The 4,201-nt window shown below is 34.4% G+C and carries 6 protein-coding genes; all 6 read right to left on the reverse strand.

The genetic code is table 11. The annotated features are described in order from the left end of the window. On the reverse strand, window positions 1-759 hold a 759-nt coding region (locus KAS42_05790), incomplete at its 3' end, for a chorismate mutase (protein MCK4905728.1). A 10-nt stretch (window positions 760-769) separates the two neighbouring features. Next, window positions 770-1,306 (reverse strand): SMC-Scp complex subunit ScpB, encoded by a 537-nt coding sequence (gene scpB, locus KAS42_05795; GenBank protein MCK4905729.1) that lies wholly within the window; start codon window positions 1,304-1,306, stop codon window positions 770-772. A 3-nt stretch (window positions 1,307-1,309) separates the two neighbouring features. Then, a complete protein-coding gene (locus KAS42_05800; protein MCK4905730.1) occupies window positions 1,310-2,074 on the reverse strand; it encodes a segregation/condensation protein A in 765 nt (254 codons plus the stop codon). Window positions 2,075-2,076: 2 nt separating this feature from the next. Further along, entirely contained in the window at window positions 2,077-2,727 is a 651-nt protein-coding gene (locus KAS42_05805; GenBank protein ID MCK4905731.1) for a site-2 protease family protein, read from the reverse strand. Window positions 2,728-2,803: 76 nt separating this feature from the next. Continuing rightward, a complete protein-coding gene (locus tag KAS42_05810) occupies window positions 2,804-3,436 on the reverse strand; it encodes a hypothetical protein (GenBank protein ID MCK4905732.1) in 633 nt (210 codons plus the stop codon). A 29-nt stretch (window positions 3,437-3,465) separates the two neighbouring features. Further along, on the reverse strand, window positions 3,466-4,201 hold a 736-nt coding region (locus KAS42_05815; GenBank protein MCK4905733.1), incomplete at its 5' end, for a hypothetical protein.

Below are 4,201 nucleotides of genomic sequence, written 5' to 3' on the forward strand. Positions count from 1 at the left end.
AATGTTTACTGACATGTCTTCTATATGCTTACCTACAATTGGCAATTTATATAGACGTGATGCGAGCTGTGAAGCAATTGCTGCAGATGTTTTCTCTTTTACCGCTAATGTTGCTGCGTGTGCAGTAGAATAGACTTCTATTAATTGGACTGAAGGCAGATTTTTTTGTAACCATATTCCGCACTGAGCCAATGCTTGGTCTTTGGAATATATTTTCTTTATTTTTTCCTTTCTTGATTTTGATAGAAGAAAATGCGAGATAGGCAGAAGAACTTCATCGCATATCTTTAAGTCGGATTCAATGAACATATCAAGAGTGTGTGTTTCTACTCCTTCGGTAGAATTTTCTACCGGTACAACTCCAAATTCAGCATTATCTCTTTCGACCGCAGAGAAGATATCTCTTGCATTTACAAAAGGTTTATATTCTATAGACGAACCGAATTTTTTTGTAGCTGCTTCGTGGGTATAAGTTGCTTTAGGTCCAAGATAAGCAATTGTCAATTTCTTTTGTAAACTTACTGAAACTGACATAATTTCACGGTATATATTTTTAATATCTTCTGTGCTTAAAGGCCCCTTATTTTTCCGTATTAATGAGTTTATAACGTCTCTTTCTCTTGCAGGTATATATGGTATTATTCCCTGCTTTTTCTTATTTTTTCCTATCCCTATAGATATATTAGCCCTTTTGTTTAACGATTTTAGGATTTGGTCGTCTATTTTATTAATTTCCTTGCGTAATTTTTCTATATCCATTTTATTTTCCCTATTTTCCCAATTTTAAAGGATTATCGCTTAACTGCTCTATTTTAGGCAACTCTGAAACAGAATTCAACCCGAAATGTTTCAAAAAGAAAAGTGTTGTCCCGTATAAAAGAGGTTTGCCTATGACATCTTTTTTGCCTACAATCTTTACAAGGTTTTTCCCCAGTAAATTTCTTATAACCCCCGTAGAATCTACTCCTCTCATGTTTTCGATTTCGGATCTGGTTATAGGTTGGCGATAAGCTATCATGGCTAAAGTTTCAAGAGAAGGCGATGAGAGGACAATAGGCTTTGTTTTGACTAATTCTTTTAGATATGAAGAGAATTCACTTAGAGCATAGAATTGATATCCTCCGGCTATTTTTCTGATACGAAAACTTCTTTCTGATTTTTCATAATCTTGATTTAACTCTTCTATCGCCTGCGCAATTTCTTTGCCGGGGACTTTTACTATTTCTTTGATTCTCTCAGGTTTTAGGACAGACGAAGAACAGAAAACCAATGCTTCTATTATTGTTTTTACTTTTGGATTTTCCATGACTTAAGTTTTATTCCCTGTTTTTGATGATATTTGCAAGTTGGAGTATAACCAAATTTCGCCAAAATGGGAACTTTGTTTTATTATTATTTCTTTTAGTCTTATCAATTCCAATAGAGCCATAAAAGTTACCACCATTTCTTGTCTGCTCTTTGCTTTGGCAAACAAAGAGGAGAATGTTATTTTTTTATTTTTTTTCAAGACGCTTTGAATTAATATTATTTTATCATTTACCGTTATATTTTCTTCTTCGATTTCAAGAATTTGTTTTTGTTCCGCTTCTTTTAATATTATGGAAAAGGCATCAAGGAGATCGAATAAGGTTGCGTCCTCGCCCGCTTGGTTCAAGAAGCGGGCAGGCATTTGAGCGGTTTCTTCTAACGGGAGAAGTGGTTGCCTTGCAAACAGTTGTTTCTCGTTGTGTTGACGTTGTTCTAATTGTTGCGCCAAATCTTTAAATCTTTCATATTCAGCTAGTTTTTCTTTTAATTCCTGAAGTTGTCTTTCTTCATCCAATATTTCTTCTTCGGTTTTTTGCTCGACGGGTAAAAGATTTCTTGATTTAAGATACATGAGCGTGGCAGCGTATACTATGAATTCTCCTGCTATGTCCAGATTGAGTTCTTTGACCAATTCTATATATTTTAAATATTCATCTGTTATCTGCGCAATCGGTATCTTGAAAATATCCAATTCGTTTTTTCTTACTAAATGCAGAAGCAGGTCAAGGGGCCCTGCAAAAGATTCCAATTTTACACTGTATGTCATATTTATCTGCCGAGCAAACTAAGTGCAGGGGTAATGAAATTAATATTGAACAAGTTTGTCCAAATGTAAACAACAGGTAATATAATAAATCGTAGCATACCAGTTAAAAACATAAAGAGGAGAATGTATATTGCAAAAGGTTGGATTTTCATATATTGTCTTTCGGCTTCATCTGATAAAAGTCCGGCTAATATATGGGAACCGTCTAACGGTGACAATGGAATAAGATTAAATATCCCGAGTATTAAATTTAAAAGTATGGCAAATGCCACGAAGGATTCCGCTAAAGAATGTGGAGGTAGTAGTCCTGTTTTAAATAAAATAGTAAAACAAAATGCAAGGATAAAATTGGTTAAAGGACCTGATATCCCAATTAAAATCATGTCCTTTTTGGGATTTTTTAGATTGTATGGATTTATAGGAACAGGTTTTGCCCATCCAATTAAAAAAGGGCTTTGGCTTATTAATGCAATGAGAGGTAGCACTAATGTACCGAAGACATCAATATGAGGTCTTGGATCCAAAGTCAATCGAGCAAGTAGAGGAGGGCTATTATCTCCTAATTTTTGTCCCATCCATGCGTGGAAATACTCATGAAAAACAACCGAGCCAAGTAAAACGATATAAGCAGATATAACCTTCAATAAGAGCAAATTTTAGCCCTTTCAAGAATTTTTTCATTAGGCGGACATTTCAATTAAGAATAAGAAAATTCAATTTTTATGGAGATTAAATTTTTATATTTATGAATTCTTCGATTTCTTTTATCAAGGTCTCTGCTTTTGTTTTAGCTTGTTGGGCAGAACGAATAAGCGAATTTGTTTGGCCTTCAATTTTTTCGGTTTCTTCTTTATCTATTGGTAAAATTGCTCCTAGACTGCTCATGACTTTATTTATCTGTGGCAATTCCTTCCCTTGCAGTGTGAAAGTGAGCGTAAAGATAGAGAAAGCAGAAATTATAAAAGCTACAATTAACAAAATCGCAGTCAAATTTCCTTGATCATGCGGAGATGTTTTTTTAAGTTGTAAGAATTGTTCCGCTCCTTGTTCGACTTCAAAAGTAGAGCCCTTTGAACCTGTTCTAGTTATGCCTATTTTAGTTACTTCTTTTGGAGGTTCAATTACTCTGGTTGAGCCTTCTTTTTGTGTCTTGATGAATGATGGTTCTTCTTTTATAGGCGTCACAGGTGGTGTTGCCGATGGTTCTACAGTTATTTTAGAAATCTCGTTTAATTTAAATTTTCTTACGCTTTCTTGATATAAGGGTGACAACTTATTTTCTTTTACATAATTTTCTAACTGAACTTTATTTATTTTTAGAAGCTTTAGCGTTTCCTCTTCTGTTAAAAGCTCTTCTTTCATCGTTCCTCCTATTTTGATTTATATCGGAGTTATTTCTCAGTCCAAAGAATTAATTTTATTTTGTCTCCGCTCTTGATATTGTAATCAAGATTTTCGATATCCATTTGGGCAACCATGAGAGTATTGTAGATATCCTTAAGAACTAACTTTGCTTTTACATGATTAGAATCTATTACATAGAAAGTGGTTCCTTTTTGAGGTTTAAGGCTACCTTTGAAGTTAACAGATACGATACCATTTGGTTCAATGTCTATGATTTTGCCTTCAATTTCTTTTACAACTTGAGGGGTTCCTTCTCCTGATTGTACTATGGATTCCCTTTCCAGCAGTATCCCTAGAGATTCAAGTGTATCAAGCCTATTTTCTGAGATTGAAAGTTTGTTTTCGGTTTCTTTAAGTTTCTGCGCCAATTTTGATACCATGACCTCCAAAGATGCTCCTTCTGGTATTGTTGTACCCATACCTTGTGGTTGCTGTGTTTTTAACTGTTCGGTTAATATGGCGTTTCTTGCCTTTTCCGCTTTTAACTCGGCATTTAATTTTTCATTTCTATTTTTCGCTTCTATCAATTCCTTTTCGGCTTTTTCTTTTTCTGCTATTGCTTTGGCTACTTCTTTTTTAAGCTGAGCAGCAAGCGTTCTTAGAAAACTGATTTCATCTCTTGCCAGATTGATGGTCTCTGTCGAAGAATTGACTGTGTTCTGTAAGGATGAAACACTGTCTTGTAGAGATACAATTAGCTTTTTTTGCAATTGGATTCTATTG

Source organism: bacterium (assembly GCA_023135785.1).
Taxonomy (GTDB): Bacteria; CAIJMQ01; CAIJMQ01; order CAIJMQ01; family CAIJMQ01; genus CAZNJA01.

What these genes read in the sequence shown, in the direction of transcription:
- scpB (MCK4905729.1), bottom strand. Translation starts at nt 1,306, where the DNA reads ATGGAAAATCCAAAAGTAAAAACAATAATAGAAGCATTGGTTTTCTGT.
- KAS42_05800 (MCK4905730.1), bottom strand. Translation starts at nt 2,074, where the DNA reads ATGACATACAGTGTAAAATTGGAATCTTTTGCAGGGCCCCTTGACCTG.
- KAS42_05810 (MCK4905732.1), bottom strand. Translation starts at nt 3,436, where the DNA reads ATGAAAGAAGAGCTTTTAACAGAAGAGGAAACGCTAAAGCTTCTAAAA.